The sequence below is a fragment of the Acinetobacter sp. YH12231 genome (assembly GCF_013417755.1).
Taxonomy (GTDB): domain Bacteria; phylum Pseudomonadota; class Gammaproteobacteria; order Pseudomonadales; family Moraxellaceae; genus Acinetobacter; species Acinetobacter amyesii.
This window is the reverse complement of record NZ_VPDJ01000017.1, coordinates 16,185-33,934: the sequence shown is the minus strand read 5'-3', so window position 1 is coordinate 33,934 and position 17,750 is coordinate 16,185. Positions and strand designations below refer to the sequence as shown.

Below are 17,750 nucleotides of genomic sequence, written 5' to 3'. Positions count from 1 at the left end.
ATCGCTCAAGCTACTTTTGATTCCCCCCACAATCTATTCATAAATCAAGCAGCTATAAACAATTATACGATCATTAAACTATTTTTCTTTTGCATTAATTCAACCATTTCAGCCGATTCAAATCCAATACGCCAATATAGCAACTGCAAAACATCCAACTCATCTTGCGTGATAATTCGATCATTCCATAGACATACTTCTGCAACCCCAAGGATGCTTAAACGCTCACGCAGCAACAATCCTGAAATATCATTTAGGATTTCAGCCAAGTCTATTGGCTCATCAGAAATATCACGATAAAACTCTAGTTCTTCTTTCGTTAAGATTCGATTGAGGATTTTTTCACGTACTTCGAGCTGGTTATCACTGTTAATTTGTTGCACATGCAACAAGGCATCAATCAAACGCACAATACTCGGTTTTACATCTTCTAATGATGTAGGTGTATGTGCAGGCAAAAGATTTAACTCATATTTCACTGTTTCAAGTAGCAAGGCATCGAGTAGACCAATTTCACCATCTTCTTGAATAATCTTGGCCAGCTTGGTTAAGAACTGCCGAGAAATCGTCGCAGGCATGGTGCCAATATTTTTACATGCTTCATGAAAAATTGAGATATGCACACGACCATCAAGATTCAATAAGGCATCTACAATCGCACGACTCACCTCAGCTTCAGTCGGAATAAACTCTCGGTACTGACGAATCATTAAAATCGCAACCATGACCTCACGCGAACCCGTTGCTGTTTGTAAGGCACGTTGGATTAATTCAGGTCTCTGCCAATTTTCACGAATCTCGGGGTTCAACGGTTTAATTGCATCTCTTATCGCAAAACTAATCGGTGATAAGCGCAGTAAAGGCAATGGTTGTGGCGAATTCCATGGTGTTGCAACATCTGGATTAGCTTCTTCCAGTGAACGGAATAAATAAAATAGCGGTTGGTTTCGCAGTTTTTTTAAATTTTCTAGTTGTAAATCATGAATGAGCGCTGGATTTAATTCAAAAATGCGCTGTTCAATACTCGGATGAATATTCATCCAGTTTTGCGGACTGAGTGAGTTTGCAAAACACATATGAGAAATCGATTCCGCATATTCACTATGAATTTGCGAACCTGAATGATGCACATAAATCCTTAATAAGGTTTGAATATTGGCATCATTTTGAATCAGACGTTTGGTTTTCTGGTCATTACGATAGGTTCGAGAACCCAAAGAGATATATTTAATAAAGCGGGAAATCAAAACACCCAAGCTTCCGATCAACCAAATGACCGCGCCAATCGCTACAAAGAGCGTTTCAAACTTATTGTCCCGTGCTTGTCCATTTTTATAGAAACCACGTTTTGCAATTTTACTGCCCCACTGACTAAAGGTCGTCAAACCGCTATATAAGATTTTCAAACGGGTATTTTCAGCAGCTTCCCCCGACAAGATCTTATTAAATTCATGGCTCAGCAAACCATACATTTCCATCTCATCTAGGGTTTGTAAGGCACCCCAGGTTAAAATGATCGATGTATCTCGAGGGCTAAAACCAGCGGTGAGCGCATTCACACCCACTTCATCAGGTAAGACATAAAGTGCAGGAGTATCGATTAGAAAGGTATCTGCCAGTTGCTCCGTCATACGCAGTGCAACACTTTCTTCAGGAATACTTTCAATGAGACTCAGACGTCGCGCACCTAACTGTTTTGCAAGTGAATAGCCGCCTAAGCGAAAGGTGTAAAAATCATAGAGAACTGAAACCAACATAATCAGCAGCACAGCAGCCACTAAAAATGGGCTAAGCACATGCCAATAGATAGACTGAGTGGAATCATAATAACCCACAATTAAACCGACAATTACATTAATAATTGCGACGGTCAAAAACACTGCCGCCATACACATGGTGACAGGCCAAAACATATTTTTGTTTTTTATAAAATCATAACCCACACGTCTCAATGTAATACCCTTAAGCTACATTGTCTTTTGTTTGCTCATCATAAATGAAAAAAGCGGGAAATTCCCGCTTTTTCAGTGTGTTTTCAGCAGATTATTCTTCGCGAACACCTGTTAAATCCACAGAAGCTGCATCAATGTTAACATCGATATAAGCTGGCTTTTCATTTTTTGCTGAGTCATTACGCTTACGCTCTAATGCTGCCAAATATTCAGCATCAATACCGCCTGCCACATATTTACCATCAAATACCGAGCAATCAAAGTCTTGCAACTCAGGGACTTTCTTGGTGCGTACTGCAGATTTCAAATCTTCCAAGTCTTGGAAAATCAGGCGATCAGCACCAATGATTTCACGGATTTCTTCAACGCTACGTTCTGACGCAATCAGTTCAGATTTGGCTGGCATATCGATACCGTACACGTTTGGATATTTCACCATCGGTGCAGCAGACGCAAAGAATACTTTTTTCGCACCTGCATCACGCGCCATTTGAATGATTTCATTACAAGTCGTACCACGAACAATCGAGTCATCGACCAATAGTACGTTTTTGCCTTGGAACTCTAGCTCTACTGGGTTGAGCTTTTGACGCACAGATTTCTTACGAAGTTGCTGACCCGGCATAATGAAGGTACGACCGATATAACGGTTCTTCATGAAGCCTTCACGGAATTTCACACCTAAGGTATTTGCAAGCTCGAGCGCAGAAGTACGTGAAGTATCAGGAATTGGGATCACGACATCGATATCGTGCTCATCACCCCATTCACGTAGAATTTTCTGAGCAAGTTTTTCGCCCATTTTCAAACGTGCTTTGTAAACTGAAATACCGTCAATGGTTGCATCTGGACGCGCAAAATATACGTATTCAAAGATACAAGGACGATATTCAGGGGCTGCTGCACACTGCTTGGTCGACATCACGCCATCAGCAGTAATATAAATTGCTTCACCCGGTGCAATATCACGCTCAACCTTAAAGCCGAGCGCTGTAATTGCGACAGATTCAGACGCAATGATATATTCCATACCATTTTCAGTCTCACGCGAACCGTAGATCAATGGGCGAATACCATTTGGATCACGGAAACCAACAAGGCCCTGACCGGTGATCATAGCAACAACCGCATAACCACCTTTGCAACGTTCATGCACACGTGAAACCACGTGGAATACATCTTCAGCGCTTGGTGTAAGTTTTGCGCGTTTTTGCAATTCGTGAGCAAATACGTTTAATAATACTTCTGAGTCTGAATCGGTGTTCATATGACGTAAGTCAGTCTTGAACAAGTCATCATGAATTTCAGCAGCATTGGTTAAGTTACCGTTATGTGCAAGCGTAATGCCATAAGGTGAGTTTACATAGAATGGCTGAGCTTCAGCACTGCTAGAAGAACCCGCAGTTGGGTAACGAACATGGCCAATACCATAATTACCCTGTAATGCACGCATATGACGTGTGTGGAACACATCACGTACCATACCCGTATCTTTACGCAGGAATAAACGACCATCCTGACAAGTTACGATCCCGGCTGCATCCTGTCCACGATGTTGTAACATCGTTAACGCATCAAACAACATTTGGTTAACAGGTGATTTACCAGCTATACCAACTACTCCACACATAGCAACCTCGCAGACAAGCTAGGGTTAATAAAAAGGATTATTTGTTGACTCACCCGATCCAGAACGTCCGTGCTTGTTCTGCGACTCAGATGGGAGGTCTGAAGATTTCTGAGCATCTTCAGACTGAATATGATGAAGTGCTTGATTTGCAGCATCTTTGGACAATTCGGTTGCCCAAGGCGCATATGGCAATAATGACTGAACCATTTTAGATTGTTTCCAATGTGGTGAACTTTCTACCCAAGGACCTAGCCCCTGCATAGTGATCAGCACCACCAACAATCCTTTTAAGCTTCCAAAAACACCACCTGCCAGTCGATTTAACGGACCGAGCTTTAATGTTTTCAAAATACTGTTCAATAACCATGTCGCGACCCAAGTCATGACTACAATCAACAATACAATAAATGCGAACGCGGCAATCTTCTGTACCACTGGATCTGTACTTAAAGATGTCATCGAAGGTGCAAGGACGGTTGCATACTTTGCCGCAATGACAAGTGCAAGAATCCATCCAATGAAGTTCGCAAAGGCTTTTACAAATCCTTGACGCAAACCGTTAAGCCCTCCAATGAGCAAAATAATCAGTATAAAGATATCAATGGTATTCATGATATTTACAATGCGTCTATGCAGTCTTTTACAAGTGTCGGACCTGTATATATGAGGCCACTATACACTTGTACAAGGCTTGCTCCTGCTTTTTGTTTCGCAACAGCATCCGCGCCCGACAAAATACCACCCACACCGATCAATGGAATTTGACCGTTTAATACTTTAGCAAAAGCCGCCAAACATGCCGTACTTTTCTCAAAGACTGGCGCGCCGGATAGACCACCAGCTTCATCACCAAATGGAAGGCCTTCAACACCTTCACGTGACAAAGTCGTATTGGTGACAATCAGACCATCAATTTTAAATTTTAACAATTGTTGTGCAATAAAATTAATGTCTTCTGGTTCTAGATCTGGTGCAACTTTAAGTACTAAGGGTACATAATGTTGATTTTCATCCGCCAACTCGAGTTGACGTTTCTTGAGCGTCTCTAACAGTTCAGTCAAAGCATCACCGCTTTGTAAGCTGCGAAGATTTTTTGTGTTAGGAGATGAAATATTAACGGTAATATAAGAAGCGTAGTTATAAACTTTTTCTAGACAAATCAGATAATCGTCAACTGCTTTTTCAACAGGTGTGACTGCATTTTTACCGATATTGATCCCAAGTACACCCTTAAATTTTGCAGCTTTGACATTTTCGATCAATTGATCCACGCCATCGTTGTTAAAACCCATACGGTTAATAATGGCTTTTGCTTTCGGTAAACGAAATAAACGAGGTTCAGGGTTTCCTGATTGTGGAAGTGGTGTAATTGTACCAATTTCAATAAAGCCGAAGCCCTGGCTCGCCAGCGCATCGATATAAGCACCGTTTTTATCAAGACCGGCTGCTAAACCAACTGGATTCGGAAATTCGATTCCCATACATGTCACTGGTTTAGACGCCACGTTTTGACGCATCATTCCCATCTTGTGGGAAGATTTCAACAGCGATAATGTCAGCTCATGTGCACGCTCTGGTGCTAAAGTAAACAACAAAGGGCGGGCTAGAGAATACAACATATCTATAAAAGTCTACTGCTTTTTAAGTCGGCATATTATAGGCACAGCACAAATAAAACACCATGCTTAGCAGATCTTTATTTTTACCGATTATTGTACACTCGCTGTTAATTTGACCTGTCCCGCTTCAGAACTTAATTCCATCTTTTCAATACTTAAACCCATTTGAACCAATTGCGTCAAAAAATTGGCCAGAATTGCATAATTTTCATGCATCACAGCAATCTGTATTTGCTCGCCGACTTGTTGAGATGCTACTGACAAGCCCTGTTGTTGCGATACACGCTGAACTTTTTCCAACGCGCTCAGTTGTGTATCACCTGCTGGTTTCATCGTGACGGCATTACTTTGCATCCAAACAACAGTATCTTTGAGTTCATTCACGCGCTTTTGTTGAAAATTTGCAGCTTTGTTCATATAAAACAGTGCCGAACCAATCGCTGCCACTACAACAAAAATTGTGGTAAAGATCACCATGACTCGTTCACGAGTAGAAAGTTGGTCTAAATAATCAGTGATGCGCTCAATTTGCCCATCTATACGTTGCTGTAGGTTTTCCATTTTTATCATTATTGTATTTTCACCAATCCAATCGCGCCGTTGGCACTTGGTTGAATATTCCCTAATTCGACTTTAAAACCTTGTTGTTTTAATTGATCAGTTAGGGTTTGTAGTACTTCTGCCGAATTAGCTTTTAACTCCATATTCAGCATCGAGGCTTCATAGCTCACACGATTTGCAGAAATTTGGTTTTGCATTAAAACTAGCCCGACACGGCTCAGTAAAGACAAAGCCTGTGCATTGCCCGTTTGACTCTGACGCAATTGTGATTCGAACTGGCTTTTCAGCGTTTGTTCGGTCACAGGATAGCTTTGACCAAACCAATATTTAAACTGATCAATCGCTTGTGCCGCAGTGATATTGGCCACTTTTTTGTATTGATACCAGCGAACTGCATCATAACTAAACTGAGTAATTAGAGCCGCAACCAAAACAGCTGCACAAGCTTTCCAATAACCGCTTACACCCGTATTGGTTTTGGCTTTCGGCAAAACATTCAGTGGATGTTGTTTCGGTTTTTTTATATTGGGTAATTCATAATGAAAAGATTCAATGTGATCATGCGTTACAGCGGCTTCAAGACTATGCGTCTGATCTGAACTTAGATTTGAAATCTTATAGTTCGGCTGACCAATTTGATAATCTAAGTACAAAGCCAAATCATCAACGGATTGCCCGACATATTCACCATTTCGGACCAATAAATGACCGCTGACATTTGCCAAAACATGTTGCCCAGCTTCTGGGCTTGGCAAGACCAAAAAGTCAGGTAATAACGAAATGACTTTTACAGGAATTAGCGTCAAAGCATGCTGCATCGTTTCGACTGTACTATGCGCAATCCCCATGACCGTTAATTCATCCGGACTTTGAAAATGATGCAATACTTTCATTGCATCCAAAGGCAAAATGACATATTCCTCAAGTAAATATTTTACGCCGTCTGGGCCAAGTTTTTTATATTGGTTTTTTGGAAAAATTTGCTGAATGATTTGTACATCACGACTTGGAAAGAAAACAACCGCTTCCTTTCCCGCATGCGGCTGAATTTCCTGAATCAATTGTTCAAGTGTCGATGACTGCTTCCAGAAATCCCCTTCTGACCATTGCCAAACCCCATTGGCTTCGGGCATCCATAAATACAACATTAATTTTTCTGCCGTTTTAATTGGTTTTTATGTTGATGGTATAAACGTTTTAATTTGTGTTGATAACCCTGGAGCAATGACCGCTTGTTCATAAATGCGCGCTTCTGCCAAAGCATAGGGATTAAAATATTCTGAGACCAAAACACTGGCCATATGTGCCACAACGTTCATATGGCACACCACCACAATAGACTCATACGGTAAATGTGACAACCATTCCACTGCAACTTTGGCATCATCTTCCGGTTTGATGGCATTACAAATAACCACAGGCACATGTGGAAAATGTTTTTGCAAAGATGAAAGTGTTTGCTGCGCACGCAGTAGCGGACTCACCACAAAAACGTCTGGTTGAATTATATCTTTCAAATATGCTGCAGTTTCTGCCGCTTGAGTTTGTCCGCGCGCTGTTAAAGGACGCTTTTCATCATTCCCCATTACTGGCGGAGCAGCTTCGCCATGCCTAACCAATGTCAGTTGCATAAAATTTCCTTATTCTATTCCGCACATTATATACAGCCAGTATGACAAAGCTATGTGTATTGCATATTAATCAGCAAACTTAAACTTGCTGATGTGGCAAGACAAATTCAACGTCACTGCGATGTCCATTTTTCATCAGTGACAATGCAATGTTCAGGGTCGGCGCACCTTCAAAAATCACTTCATACAATGCACTGGTAATTGGCATATATACACCGAGCTCTTCAGAGCGTGCGCGTACTTGCACAATGGTATTAATCCCTTCCGCAGTTTGTCCTAGTTCTTTGGTGGCTTGTTCTAAGCTTTTACCACTACCGAGTGCAAAGCCAACTTGGTAATTGCGGCTGAGTGGACTACTACAGGTTGCAAATAAGTCACCTACCCCAGACAGCCCTAAGAAGGTTAATGGGTTTGCACCCAATTTCACTGCAAAGCGGCTCATTTCTGCCAAAGCACGTGTCAAAATCATACTCTTGGTATTTTCACCGACACCATAAGCTGCAGCTAGACCCATCGCGACTGCATAGATATTTTTCAGTGCACCGCCCAATTCCACGCCATGCACATCATCACTTGCAAATACACGGAATAATGCACTGTGCAGCGCTTGTTGAACCGCATAACGAACCAGTTCAGATTGGCTTGCGATCACTGTTCCTGCTGGTTGTCCTGCAACAATTTCCTTCGCCAAGTTTGGCCCTGAAAGCACACCATAAGGGACTTCAGGAAGTTCTTCACGAATAATATCGCTCATAAAGCTAAAGGTATTGGCTTCAATACCTTTGGTTAAAGACACCACTGCTTGTGAAGTGATAAAAGGTTTGATCTGCTGTAAAACACTACGGAAAGAATGGCTCGGAATAGCCACTAAAATAATGTCACGATTACATACTGCTTTTTCTAAATCTGAAACAGCGAGCAAACCGGCTTCTAATTGAAAATCTGGCAAGTAACGTTTATTGATATGTGTTGCATTGATGTCCGCAGCTACCGCCTCATCACGAATCCATATCATGGTGTCACAGCCATTACGTACTGCAGTATTAGCCATCGCAGTACCAAAACTCCCACCACCCAACACCGTAACACGTAGTGCAGTTTTTTGGTCAACTGACACAGGGCTAACAAGACTTGCAAAATCAAGTTCTGACATTGTTCTTTTATCCTAATTTCTTTACTGATCGAACTTCATCAATCGATCTATTTTTCACTTTTATTGGTTTGCTTTATGCCAATGGCTTACAAAATCAGCAGACTGTATTTCAGCACGAGGTGGAATTGCTTTCACAGCTGTACCGATATAAATAATGCCTGAAATCAAATCGTTTTCCGTTAAGCCTAAGGCTTGTTTAAACAATTTAGATTCAACCACCGCCCCACTACGCCACATGGTTGAAAAGCCCTGTGCTTGTAAAGAGAGCAAAAAGTTTTGTACTGCTGCGCCTGAACTTAAAATTTGTTCGAAATGCGGAACTTTGGGATGATCTTGTAATTGAGTTAAAGCCAAAACCAATAGTGGCGCACGAAATGGATGGTGTTTCACACGTTCCAACTGCGCTTCTTCTGTTTGTCCAGTATCGGCTAAAGCATGTGAAAGCAACTCACCAAATGCTTCACGTTCAGTTTCAGGAATAATCACGAAACGCGTAGGCTTAAGACGATGATGATCTGGCGCCGTTAAAGCGGCTTGAAACGCATTTTCCAATTGCTCAGCATTCGGCGCAGGTTCAATTAAATGACCAATCGACTGACGCTGATGAATATTTTGATGAACTGTATCAACTGCTGATTTTAGAATTGACATCTATACACTGTACTTTAAAACGTTTGCTCAAGATTAGCATATTCTCAATAACTTACTCTAGAATGTTTACATCAGACTCGGTGCTTATTTGTTAAGTCAGCTTTATTCACAGATTTACTATAAAAAAACCGCATAACTTGTACAGCAGTTCCCTGTTCTATAAGAAATTTTATGTTCAAATAAATCAAATTGTTTCTAACTCGGGGCACCGCATGAAAAAATTCAACAAAACTGTTGCCATTGTTAGCACGCTAAGCGCAACTGTGCTTTTAGCTGCATGTACATCTACGCCAACAAAATCTTTAGCGATTCAAAAACCAAATAATCAATATGAAGTGACTGCCGTAGGTAAAACCAGTTTAGCGGCAAAAAATAATGCAATTGCAGCTGCAAATAGTACCTGTGGTAAAAATGCGACCCCTGTCGTGGTGGATGAAAAGCAAGAATACAACGGAGTTTTAAAAGGCGTGGTCGATGAAAAGACAGGTCAAATGATTCAGGCGGCGGCTGGCGTACTTGGCACCATTACAGGAAATAGCGGCAGCATCAGCAAAGATGATGATTACCAAACCGTACTAACCTTTAGTTGCCGTGCAAACTAAAACGTTAGTCTGGGATTTCGTTTTACCATTAACTCAAAATGAAATTGTCGTTATGAAATAATTGTTATGAAATAGTCGACATGTAATAAAAAAGCCTGCAAAAATGCAGGCTTTTTTAGAAACAAAAATTAGCAATAACCGTCTAAACGGGTTAAAGGTAATTTTTGACCAATGGCTTTTTCAATTTCAGGTAATGAAAAAGCATCATCTTCAGACAAGAAACTAATACTGACACCACGAGTACCCGCACGACCTGTACGACCGATACGGTGTACATAATCATCAGACTGTTCAGGAAGTGTGAAGTTCACTACATGAGAAACGCCATCGACATGGATACCACGACCCGCAACGTCTGTTGCAATCATGATGTTATGTTGACCATTTTTGAACTGATCAAGCATTTTCAAACGTTTATCTTGAGCGATTTCACCTGACAACATCACCACTTTATAACCGTCTTTTTTGAGATGATCATAAAGTTTACGCACTTGATCACGACGATTGGCAAAGATCATGACCTTTTCAATTGGTTCATCACGTAAGATGTCTTCCAATAATTTATATTTATCAGACTTCGCCACCATGTAGACACGTTGCTCAACGTCTGCATTGGTTTTTTTCTCAGGTTCAATTTCAACAGTTACTGGTTCAAACAACCATTGCTGTGCCAAATTTAAAACGTCATAACTAAATGTTGCAGAGAACATTAGCGTTTGGCGTTGTTCTTTCCGTGGTGAAAAACGCACAATACGTTTCACTGAAGGAATAAAGCCCATATCTAAAAGACGGTCAGCTTCATCAATCACTAAGAATTCAATTTGATCGAGCCAAACTTCTTTTTGTTCCACAAAGTCAATTAAGCGACCTGGAGTTGCAACCATAATGTCGACAAAATTACGGTTTAATAGATTTTTTTGTTTATCAAAATCTACTCCACCCAATAAAGTCATGACATTAAGATCAGTGTATTTCACTAATTCATTGGCATCACTTTCAATTTGCAATGCAAGCTCACGGGTTGGTGCAAGAATCAATGCACGCGGCTCACCGCGGAAGCGTTGTTCTTTAATTGGATTATTCAACAGATCATTTATCACGCTGACCAAGAAAGCAGCTGTCTTCCCTGTACCAGTTTGAGCACGGCCAATAGCGTCATGTCCAGCCAATGTAAATTTTAAAACCTTTTGCTGAATAGGCGTCATATCCTTAAAACCCAAAGCATCAATGGCTTTTTTAAGGTTCGGATGTAAATTTAAGGTTTCAAAACCTGATGACATATAGATGTGCCCTAATTGAATAATCACAAAATTGCTGAAGCATTATAAACAAAAAACGCCCCAATTTACATTGGAGCGTTTTTGAGTACATTCAGACGATTAGTCTAAAGGTTGTACTTCTTCAGCTTGGAAGCCTTTTTGACCTTTAACAACGCTGAATTCTACGCGTTGGCCGTCACGAAGTGAACGGTGGCCTTCGCCCATAATTGCGCGGAAATGAACGAATACGTCGTCGCCGCCGTTACGTTGAATAAAGCCAAAGCCTTTAGTGTCGTTGAACCATTTAACAACGCCTTGTTCACGAGCTGTCATAAGTTAATCCTTATCGTATTTAAAAAAGAAGGACCACCCGGTGTTGCAAACAGCAGACCAAACAAGGTTAAAAAAAATATTTTTATTTCTAAGCTTGTAATCATTCTGTAAAACTATCAACAAAATCCCGGTTACATCCAAATATATCAAGAGTTAAGAGGCTTCACAGCCAACAAAAATCTTAACAACGCAACGAGCTTAACACGGGTTTACCGCAATTAATAGATTTTTTTGATCTATTTTCCTTTTGAATATTCTTATTTTTTCACATCGTTTGAGTTATAAATTACAGAGGATTTTTACCTATTTTAGGTTGGGATTTGGCACTGTATTTGCTAATATTTCCATTGAAATGTAAACATGTTGGATCTGCTTCGTGAGTGACAGCCAAAATTCGCTTTTAACTGTAGATGCAATGGGTAAACCCTGCCCGATGCCACTATTGATGCTCAAAAAAGCTTTAAAGAAAAGTCCAGACCAATCTTTATTGTTAATGTCATCGGATCCGCACAGCCAACAAGATGTATCACGATACTGTCAAATACATCAGTTAAACTGTGAAATGCGCAAAATTTCAGATTCTGAGTTTCATTACTTAATTGAATCTTAAAAAGATTCAGTTAAACTAAATTGCTTCATAATTGAATAAAAGTTTACATTTCTATACCCAATTTTCCATAATTTACGGAAATATTGGATTAAGATGAATCTTAGTTATTGGGCTTACCCATTTTTAGTTCTCAAGGAGAAAACATGAGTGACAGCAGCAATCAATTGATGCCCCTGTCATTATCGGCACCTGGGGTGAATCTTGGTGCTTATATTAGTACTGTTAATCAGATTCCAATTTTATCGGCCGAACAAGAAAAAGAGCTGGCCGAGCGTTATTATTACGACCAAGATTTAGACGCAGCTAAAATGCTGGTGATGTCGCATCTTCGTTTTGTTGTGCATATCGCACGTAGCTATGCAGGCTACGGCTTGCCACAAGGTGACCTGATTCAAGAAGGTAACTTGGGCTTAATGAAAGCGGTAAAACGTTTTGACCCAAATATGGGCGTACGTCTCGTATCTTTTGCTGTGCATTGGATTAAAGCAGAAATTCATGAATATGTGATTCGTAACTGGCGTATTGTCAAAATTGCGACCACTAAAGCACAGCGTAAATTATTCTTTAATTTACGTAGCTTAAAAAAGTCGTCTAAAAAATTAACTTTGGCTGAAGCACAGTCAATTGCCAATGACTTAAATGTGACACCCGAACAAGTCTTGGAAATGGAAGGCCGTTTAACCGCTTATGATGCTGCCTTTGAAGCTCAAGGTGATGATGACGATGAAGGTTCGACCCATGTCGCTCCTGCCCTTTATCTCGAAGATAACCGTTACGACCCTGCGCGTTTAGCGGAAGATGAAGACTACGAAGAACAAAGTACTTCAGCTTTACATGAAGCCATGGATCAGCTGGATGACCGTTCACGTAACATCTTACAACGTCGCTGGTTAGATGACGAAAAGTCGACGCTGCATGAATTGGCGGCGGAATATAATGTATCTGCTGAACGTATTCGTCAGTTGGAAAAAAATGCGATGGAAAAAATTAAAGTCGCAATGTCTTCAAACTAGGTTGAAGGCTTTTCCCTGTCATTCTAAAAAAGAGCATTTCGATGCTCTTTTTTATTTCTCAAAATTATTGAATGACAAACTGCAACACAAAAACTTTGGGCATTTATGCTTTAACCCAAGGTACTAAATATGCTATGGTTATGCGCAAATTTTGTTAAGGTGAATGCACATGTGGATTGCCATTTCCGCACTTAACTTAGCTTTTGCTGTGATGCTTGGTGCCTTTGGTGCACACGGATTAAAAGCTCGCGCGACTGAAGCCCAATTGGCTTGGTGGCAAACTGCAACGGACTATTTCTTTTATCATGCACTGGGCTTACTTGCCCTCGCGATCTTATCCAAAGTCATTCCCCAACTTCCAATAAAAGCCAGTTTCCTGCTTATACAAATTGGTATTTTCTTCTTCTGTGGTTCTTTATATGTGATGGCTCTAGGCTTACCACGCGGTCTCGGTGCAATTACCCCGATTGGTGGAGCGTTGATGATTGCTGGATGGCTCATATTGGCCTGGAATGCATTTAAATACGCAAAATAATTAACAACAGATTTTGGCCTTATTCAATAAATAAGGCAGCAAGAACGGAATCCACAAATGCAAATCTATTTAAACGGCGAAGCTACACAAACCGAATGTGTCAACCTCTTGCAATTGGTTCAACAATTACAATTGGAAGGCAAACGCTTCGCTGTTGAAAAAAATGAAATGATCATCTCGAAAAGTAAATTGGAACAAACCCCAATTACTGAGCAAGATCATATTGAAATTATTCATGCCGTAGGTGGCGGCTAAAATGGAGCTCCCATGGAAGATACACCCCTAATCATTGGTTCACGTACATTTAATTCACGACTTTTAGTTGGTACAGGTAAGTACAAGGACTTAACGGAAACTGACCAGGCCATTCAAGCCAGTGGTGCTGAAATTGTGACCGTTGCCATTCGCCGTGTGAATATTGGTCAACATCCAGACCAGCCAAACTTGCTTTCTGTAGTTCCACCTGAAAAATATACGATTTTGCCAAATACAGCAGGTTGTTTCGATGCGAACAGTGCAGTCCGTACTTGCATGTTGGCACGTGAACTATTAGATGGTCACAATCTGGTTAAACTTGAGGTTTTAGGGGATGAGAAAACCCTATATCCAAATATTACCGAGACTTTAAAAGCTGCACGTACGTTGATTGACGATGGCTTTGAAATCATGGTTTATACCTCAGATGATCCAATTGTGGCACAAGAACTGGAAAGCATGGGCTGTGTAGCGATTATGCCTTTAGGTAGTCTCATTGGCTCAGGTTTAGGCATTCTCAACCCGCACACCATTTCGATCATTAAAGACAATGCCAAAGTGCCTGTTTTGGTCGATGCTGGTGTCGGTACAGCAAGTGATGCAGCGATAGCGATGGAATTGGGCTGTGATGGCGTATTAATGAATACAGCAATTGCAGCTGCACAAAACCCTATTCTAATGGCTTCAGCGATGAAAAAAGCTGTTGAAGCCGGTCGTGAAGCGTTCCTAGCAGGACGTATGCCACGTAAACGCATGGCAAATGCCAGTTCACCTGAAACCGGATACTTCTTTAAATAAGAACTCATTCACGGTATAAAAGAGGACTTTATTGAGTCCTCTTTTTGATTTTGAAAACCTGATAACAATGAAAATATCCCATATATTTTGTACTTTGAGTCTTTGTGTCGCATCTAGTTGGCTGTCAGCCCAAGTGCCCAGCACAGCCAAATCACTTGCACCGCAAGGTTGGAACATTTTGATGGCTACGACTGGCGACCTAAACAAAGATCAAATGCCAGATATTGCGATGATCGTGGAAAAACAAAAAGTCGATGTGGTGACCTATGATGACGATGGCAAAGTCGTTCATAACCATCCACGACAACTCATCGTATTTTTTAAAACCGCAAAGGGATATCAACGTATCGTTGAAAACAACAGTATCCCAGTCGCTCAGCAGCCCAATTCATGCTTACTTGATCCACTTGCTGAAGCAGAAGACATCCAAATCAGTAAAGGCAATTTACTCGTTCATTTTAGTTATTTTATGGCTTGTGGTGGCTGGGAATGGCCCCGACATAGTTATACCTTCCGTTGGCAAAATCAACGCTTTGACCTGATTGGTTTTGACTACAATAGCTTTCACCGAGCTTCTGGTGAAGAAACATCGAAAAGCTATAATTTTTCGACCTTAAAACGTAAGGAAATTGTAGGCGGCAATATGTTTGAAGATGCCAAAACTCAGACCAAATGGTCAACCTTCAAAGCACCACAGCAACTGACGCTTAAAAATATTAACTTTGATGATTTCTATACACAGTTCGAGTATTAAGCTAAACCTGAGCAATAAAAAACCGCCAATTTCGGCGGTTTTTTTAATTCAATTTGAATACACAACTTAAGGAATCAATCCTTCATCACGCATCGCAATTTGAACTGATTGGCGCTCTGCAACTTTGTTTCGTAATGCAATGATATTTTTATATGGCGTTAAATCATGTCCGATGCCATTTGACCAATTTGTCAGTACAAAGAGATAGGCATCCGCTGGGCCGAAGTTATCATCGACTAAATAATCGTTATCCGATTCACCAATCGCTTTATCGATATATGTCAATAAACGATCAATTTCTGCATAGGCTTTTTCTTTAGCGTCTGCATCTAGTGGAGCACCAAAGAATACGGCATAAGCATCATGTAATTCTGAGTTCAAATAGCCAAGCCATTCTAAAACTTTGGCACGACCTAAACCTGATGGCGGAATTAAGTCTTGTTTTGGATCATGCTGTGCAAGGAACGGTAAAATGGCCACGTTCTCGGTCAGGATCAAACCTGGGTTAATTTCTAATGCAGGTACATAACCTTTTGGGTTGATCTCGTAATAATCCACCCCTTTTTCTGTTTTATGGTTTTTTAGGTCAACACGGACCAAATCAAAATCGACATTAATTTCATTTAAAATTATATGTGATGCTAATGAACATGCACCTGGAGAATAATAAAGCTTCATATCTGATCCTTGTTATGTACTATTCAATGTTTTAAATCTCTTCTGTCAAACTTTCAAGTGATCAAACCTGTAAATTGCAAAAAAGCGTAAATGCTGAAACACATATACTCATTGACTATTGTCCATTATCAAGAAGATTTCAAGTCAATCTGTTATGCATTTTTATACTCAGTTGTTTTAACATAGCCGCGTTTAAGATTTGATGAAAAGTTACCGTGTTACAACTTAAAAAAGAACAATGGTTTTCCAATATTCGTACCGATGTGCTCGCAGGCTTGGTGGTTGGACTGGCGCTAATTCCAGAATCGATCGCCTTTTCAGCTATTGCTGGGGTTGACCCTCAGGTTGGTTTGTACGCTTCGTTTTGTATTGCCGTCACCATTGCCTTTTTTGGTGGTCGTACAGCAATGATTTCTGCTGCTACGGGTGCTATGGCCTTACTTATGATCACATTGGTCAAAGATCATGGTTTGCAATACCTTTTGGCTGCCACGGTTTTAACTGGTGTGATTCAAATTATTGCTGGCTATTTTAAAGTCGCAAAACTTATGCGCTTCGTCTCGCAGTCAGTGGTGTATGGTTTTTTAAATGCTCTCGCGATTTTAATTTTTGTCGCACAGCTACCTGAAATGTCAAAGATGGATAGTTTGGGCTATGTGTTTATGCTTTTAGGGCTTGCGATTATTTATCTGTTTCCATATCTACCAAAAATTGGCAAAGCTATTCCATCACCGCTGATTTGCATTATTGTCCTCAGTGGCTTGGCATTATTTTTAGGTGCAGACCTGCGTACTGTGAGTGATTTGGGTAAGTTTCCAGAGACTTTACCTATTTTCTTGATTCCTGAAATTCCTTTCAATCTTGAAACCCTCACGATTATTTTCCCCTATTCCATTACCCTAGCAACAGTTGGCCTATTAGAAACCATGATGACCACGACAATGATCAATGAAGTCACGGGAACTGAAGGAGATCGTCATCAGGAATGTCGTGGTCAAGGGATTGCTAATATTGTCAGCGGTTTTATGGGCGGCATGGCTGGTTGCGCCATGATTGGGCAGTCGATTATTAATGTCAGCTCAGGTGCGCGAACTCGCCTCTCCACTTTGGTTGCAGGTATATTTTTGTTGTGTTTGGTGGTGTTCTTAAAAGACTGGCTGGCTTATGTCCCAATGGCTGCCTTAGTCGCGATTATGGTCATGGTGTCGTTTACCACTTTCCAATGGAATTCAGTCAAGCAATTTTCAAAGCATCCAATGTCTTTTAATGTCGTGATGATTGCTGTGGTTATCGTAGTGCTTGCAACACATAATTTAGCGCTTGGCGTACTGGTTGGCGTGCTCCTCTCTGCGTTGTTTATTATTAATCAACTGGAAAGCTCAGTAACAGTCACAACAGAACGTAAAGACAATATCCGTAGCTACACGGTCTATGGACAAATTTTCTTTAGTAGCTCTGAGAGTTTTTATCAATTTTTTGATTTTCAGGAGATGGTTAGTCATGTACGAATTGATCTGAGCCATGCCCATATTTGGGATATTACCTCAGTCAATATTTTAAAAAATGTCGTGCAAAAATTTGAGTCAAAACAGATTCAAGTTGAGATTTTTGGCTTAAATGAAGCAAGTAGCACTTTGCTTGACCGTGTCAGTGACTAATGGATTTTTGAAATATTCACTTTGAATCAAATCAATTTTCAATAAAGTGTGACCTATT

Annotated in this window: 20 protein-coding genes; 8 read left to right on the top strand and 12 right to left on the bottom strand. The window is 40.6% G+C overall.

Translation table 11 applies throughout. The features are described 5' to 3' along the window. Nucleotides 1-62: 62 nt before the first annotated feature. The 9 genes from FTV11_RS11470 to FTV11_RS11430 all read right to left on the bottom strand — a co-directional run bounded on the left by FTV11_RS11470 (nucleotide 63) and on the right by FTV11_RS11430 (nucleotide 9,197). Entirely contained in the window at nucleotides 63-1,952 is a 1,890-nt protein-coding gene (locus FTV11_RS11470) for a M48 family metalloprotease (RefSeq protein ID WP_180074022.1), read from the bottom strand. 91 nt (nucleotides 1,953-2,043) lie between these two features. Further along, a complete protein-coding gene (gene purF / locus FTV11_RS11465; RefSeq protein WP_180063110.1) occupies nucleotides 2,044-3,582 on the bottom strand; it encodes an amidophosphoribosyltransferase in 1,539 nt (512 codons plus the stop codon). A 24-nt stretch (nucleotides 3,583-3,606) separates the two neighbouring features. Next, the gene (locus FTV11_RS11460; RefSeq protein ID WP_078188866.1) at nucleotides 3,607-4,194 is read right to left on the bottom strand and encodes a CvpA family protein; all 588 of its coding nucleotides are present in this window, start codon (nucleotides 4,192-4,194) and stop codon (nucleotides 3,607-3,609) included. A 5-nt stretch (nucleotides 4,195-4,199) separates the two neighbouring features. Next, complete coding sequence (locus tag FTV11_RS11455) at nucleotides 4,200-5,201, bottom strand: quinone-dependent dihydroorotate dehydrogenase (protein ID WP_180074021.1); 1,002 nt, start codon at nucleotides 5,199-5,201, stop codon at nucleotides 4,200-4,202. Between the two features lie 90 nt (nucleotides 5,202-5,291). Beyond that, nucleotides 5,292-5,771 carry a type II secretion system protein GspM gene (gspM, locus tag FTV11_RS11450; protein ID WP_168378926.1) on the bottom strand — a complete coding sequence of 160 codons (480 nt, stop codon included), beginning with the start codon at nucleotides 5,769-5,771 and terminating at the stop codon, nucleotides 5,292-5,294. Further along, complete coding sequence (gspL, locus tag FTV11_RS11445) at nucleotides 5,771-6,910, bottom strand: type II secretion system protein GspL (protein ID WP_180074020.1); 1,140 nt, start codon at nucleotides 6,908-6,910, stop codon at nucleotides 5,771-5,773. The genes gspM and gspL overlap by 1 nt, the downstream gene beginning before the upstream one ends. Nucleotides 6,911-6,937: 27 nt before the next feature. Continuing rightward, the gene (locus tag FTV11_RS11440) at nucleotides 6,938-7,393 is read right to left on the bottom strand and encodes a histidine phosphatase family protein (protein WP_078193626.1); all 456 of its coding nucleotides are present in this window, start codon (nucleotides 7,391-7,393) and stop codon (nucleotides 6,938-6,940) included. A 79-nt stretch (nucleotides 7,394-7,472) separates the two neighbouring features. Beyond that, a complete protein-coding gene (locus FTV11_RS11435) occupies nucleotides 7,473-8,546 on the bottom strand; it encodes an NAD(P)H-dependent glycerol-3-phosphate dehydrogenase (protein WP_180074019.1) in 1,074 nt (357 codons plus the stop codon). Nucleotides 8,547-8,606: 60 nt separating this feature from the next. Next, on the bottom strand, nucleotides 8,607-9,197 hold the full coding sequence (locus tag FTV11_RS11430; RefSeq protein ID WP_171525909.1) for a nitroreductase family protein: 591 nt from the start codon (nucleotides 9,195-9,197) through the stop codon (nucleotides 8,607-8,609). Between the two features lie 212 nt (nucleotides 9,198-9,409). On the opposite strand from FTV11_RS11430, the gene FTV11_RS11425 reads away from it, so the two are divergent. Then, nucleotides 9,410-9,799: a hypothetical protein gene (locus FTV11_RS11425; RefSeq protein ID WP_078188876.1), complete on the top strand. Its 390-nt coding sequence runs from the start codon at nucleotides 9,410-9,412 to the stop codon at nucleotides 9,797-9,799. 128 nt (nucleotides 9,800-9,927) lie between these two features. Here the strand turns inward: FTV11_RS11425 and rhlB are convergent, their stop codons facing one another. Both rhlB and FTV11_RS11415 read right to left on the bottom strand, forming a co-directional pair. Beyond that, nucleotides 9,928-11,079: an ATP-dependent RNA helicase RhlB gene (gene rhlB / locus FTV11_RS11420; protein ID WP_180074018.1), complete on the bottom strand. Its 1,152-nt coding sequence runs from the start codon at nucleotides 11,077-11,079 to the stop codon at nucleotides 9,928-9,930. A gap of 99 nt (nucleotides 11,080-11,178) precedes the next feature. Then, nucleotides 11,179-11,391 carry a cold-shock protein gene (locus FTV11_RS11415; protein ID WP_005014923.1) on the bottom strand — a complete coding sequence of 71 codons (213 nt, stop codon included), beginning with the start codon at nucleotides 11,389-11,391 and terminating at the stop codon, nucleotides 11,179-11,181. A 415-nt stretch (nucleotides 11,392-11,806) separates the two neighbouring features. Between FTV11_RS11415 and FTV11_RS11410 the strand changes: the two genes are divergently transcribed. The 6 genes from FTV11_RS11410 to FTV11_RS11385 all read left to right on the top strand — a co-directional run bounded on the left by FTV11_RS11410 (nucleotide 11,807) and on the right by FTV11_RS11385 (nucleotide 15,356). Continuing rightward, the gene (locus tag FTV11_RS11410; protein WP_168378952.1) at nucleotides 11,807-12,001 is read left to right on the top strand and encodes a sulfurtransferase TusA family protein; all 195 of its coding nucleotides are present in this window, start codon (nucleotides 11,807-11,809) and stop codon (nucleotides 11,999-12,001) included. A 143-nt stretch (nucleotides 12,002-12,144) separates the two neighbouring features. Then, on the top strand, nucleotides 12,145-13,014 hold the full coding sequence (gene rpoH, locus FTV11_RS11405; protein ID WP_078188879.1) for an RNA polymerase sigma factor RpoH: 870 nt from the start codon (nucleotides 12,145-12,147) through the stop codon (nucleotides 13,012-13,014). 169 nt (nucleotides 13,015-13,183) lie between these two features. Next, nucleotides 13,184-13,549 (top strand): DUF423 domain-containing protein, encoded by a 366-nt coding sequence (locus FTV11_RS11400; protein WP_078188880.1) that lies wholly within the window; start codon nucleotides 13,184-13,186, stop codon nucleotides 13,547-13,549. A gap of 57 nt (nucleotides 13,550-13,606) precedes the next feature. Further along, the gene (gene thiS / locus FTV11_RS11395; protein WP_180007313.1) at nucleotides 13,607-13,804 is read left to right on the top strand and encodes a sulfur carrier protein ThiS; all 198 of its coding nucleotides are present in this window, start codon (nucleotides 13,607-13,609) and stop codon (nucleotides 13,802-13,804) included. 12 nt (nucleotides 13,805-13,816) lie between these two features. Beyond that, on the top strand, nucleotides 13,817-14,602 hold the full coding sequence (locus FTV11_RS11390; protein WP_078188883.1) for a thiazole synthase: 786 nt from the start codon (nucleotides 13,817-13,819) through the stop codon (nucleotides 14,600-14,602). Nucleotides 14,603-14,783: 181 nt separating this feature from the next. Further along, nucleotides 14,784-15,356: a hypothetical protein gene (locus FTV11_RS11385; RefSeq protein ID WP_180041314.1), complete on the top strand. Its 573-nt coding sequence runs from the start codon at nucleotides 14,784-14,786 to the stop codon at nucleotides 15,354-15,356. A 66-nt stretch (nucleotides 15,357-15,422) separates the two neighbouring features. On the opposite strand, the gene FTV11_RS11380 is transcribed toward FTV11_RS11385, so the two are convergent. Continuing rightward, nucleotides 15,423-16,034 (bottom strand): glutathione binding-like protein, encoded by a 612-nt coding sequence (locus tag FTV11_RS11380; protein WP_078188886.1) that lies wholly within the window; start codon nucleotides 16,032-16,034, stop codon nucleotides 15,423-15,425. Nucleotides 16,035-16,249: 215 nt separating this feature from the next. Between FTV11_RS11380 and FTV11_RS11375 the strand changes: the two genes are divergently transcribed. After that, entirely contained in the window at nucleotides 16,250-17,692 is a 1,443-nt protein-coding gene (locus FTV11_RS11375) for a SulP family inorganic anion transporter (protein ID WP_180074017.1), read from the top strand. The last annotated feature ends 58 nt before the right edge of the window (nucleotides 17,693-17,750 follow it).

Coding starts and splice junctions, on each gene's coding strand:
- FTV11_RS11425 (WP_078188876.1), top strand. CDS start 9,410: ATGAAAAAATTCAACAAAACTGTTGCCATTGTTAGCACGCTAAGCGCA.
- purF (WP_180063110.1), bottom strand. CDS start 3,582: ATGTGTGGAGTAGTTGGTATAGCTGGTAAATCACCTGTTAACCAAATG.
- FTV11_RS11460 (WP_078188866.1), bottom strand. CDS start 4,194: ATGAATACCATTGATATCTTTATACTGATTATTTTGCTCATTGGAGGG.
- FTV11_RS11380 (WP_078188886.1), bottom strand. CDS start 16,034: ATGAAGCTTTATTATTCTCCAGGTGCATGTTCATTAGCATCACATATA.
- rpoH (WP_078188879.1), top strand. CDS start 12,145: ATGAGTGACAGCAGCAATCAATTGATGCCCCTGTCATTATCGGCACCT.
- rhlB (WP_180074018.1), bottom strand. CDS start 11,079: ATGTCATCAGGTTTTGAAACCTTAAATTTACATCCGAACCTTAAAAAA.
- gspL (WP_180074020.1), bottom strand. CDS start 6,910: ATGTTGTATTTATGGATGCCCGAAGCCAATGGGGTTTGGCAATGGTCA.
- FTV11_RS11415 (WP_005014923.1), bottom strand. CDS start 11,391: ATGACAGCTCGTGAACAAGGCGTTGTTAAATGGTTCAACGACACTAAA.
- thiS (WP_180007313.1), top strand. CDS start 13,607: ATGCAAATCTATTTAAACGGCGAAGCTACACAAACCGAATGTGTCAAC.
- FTV11_RS11455 (WP_180074021.1), bottom strand. CDS start 5,201: ATGTTGTATTCTCTAGCCCGCCCTTTGTTGTTTACTTTAGCACCAGAG.
- FTV11_RS11430 (WP_171525909.1), bottom strand. CDS start 9,197: ATGTCAATTCTAAAATCAGCAGTTGATACAGTTCATCAAAATATTCAT.
- FTV11_RS11390 (WP_078188883.1), top strand. CDS start 13,817: ATGGAAGATACACCCCTAATCATTGGTTCACGTACATTTAATTCACGA.
- FTV11_RS11440 (WP_078193626.1), bottom strand. CDS start 7,393: ATGCAACTGACATTGGTTAGGCATGGCGAAGCTGCTCCGCCAGTAATG.
- gspM (WP_168378926.1), bottom strand. CDS start 5,771: ATGATAAAAATGGAAAACCTACAGCAACGTATAGATGGGCAAATTGAG.
- FTV11_RS11400 (WP_078188880.1), top strand. CDS start 13,184: ATGTGGATTGCCATTTCCGCACTTAACTTAGCTTTTGCTGTGATGCTT.
- FTV11_RS11385 (WP_180041314.1), top strand. CDS start 14,784: ATGGCTACGACTGGCGACCTAAACAAAGATCAAATGCCAGATATTGCG.
- FTV11_RS11435 (WP_180074019.1), bottom strand. CDS start 8,546: ATGTCAGAACTTGATTTTGCAAGTCTTGTTAGCCCTGTGTCAGTTGAC.
- FTV11_RS11410 (WP_168378952.1), top strand. CDS start 11,807: ATGGGTAAACCCTGCCCGATGCCACTATTGATGCTCAAAAAAGCTTTA.